This window comes from Caviibacter abscessus (assembly GCF_001517835.1).
Taxonomy (GTDB): Bacteria; Fusobacteriota; Fusobacteriia; order Fusobacteriales; family Leptotrichiaceae; genus Caviibacter; species Caviibacter abscessus.
This window is the reverse complement of sequence record NZ_LOQG01000029.1, coordinates 1-481: the sequence shown is the minus strand read 5'-3', so window position 1 is coordinate 481 and position 481 is coordinate 1. Positions and strand designations below refer to the sequence as shown.

2 protein-coding genes are annotated in these 481 nt (G+C 24.9%); one reads left to right on the top strand and one right to left on the bottom strand.

The genetic code is table 11. From position 1 onward, the window contains the following. On the top strand, positions 1-328 hold a 328-nt coding region (locus AWT63_RS04170; RefSeq protein ID WP_156414505.1), incomplete at its 5' end, for an aminotransferase class V-fold PLP-dependent enzyme. Here the strand turns inward: AWT63_RS04170 and AWT63_RS06330 are convergent. Then, positions 302-481 (bottom strand): hypothetical protein (locus AWT63_RS06330; RefSeq protein WP_197407859.1); only part of this gene is annotated, 180 nt, incomplete at its 5' end. The two genes, AWT63_RS04170 and AWT63_RS06330, sit on opposite strands and share 27 nt — an antisense overlap.

Here is a 481-nt window from a genome sequence, read left to right as displayed (position 1 = left end):
AGATACATTAGTTCATACTGATTTTGTACAGGCTTTAGGTCATATTTCATTAAATTTTAGTAATATAGATATAGATGCAATAACATTTAGTTCACATAAGATATATGGACCAAAAGGAATTGGAGCGGTGTATATAAAAAAAGGAGTGAAAATAAAACAACAAAGTTTTGGTTCAAATGTAGAAAATAAGTTTACAAAAAGAACAATGCCAAATGAATTGGTATTTGGTTTTTTAAAAGCTATGGAGCTATTATCTGAAAAAGATATAGAAAAACTTGCGGAAATTAAAAATTATACAATATCAGTCAACATTAATAAATTTTGGTAATATTTTTCTTAAGTCTTCTGCTTTTTTCTCCATATTTTTTACATCATTTGATACGTAAAAAACCTGTCCATCTCTGCTTATTTCTTTTAAAATTATTTTTTGTAATTCTTTTTCACATATATTATGTTTTATTTCTGTTTTAACAGGTACTCT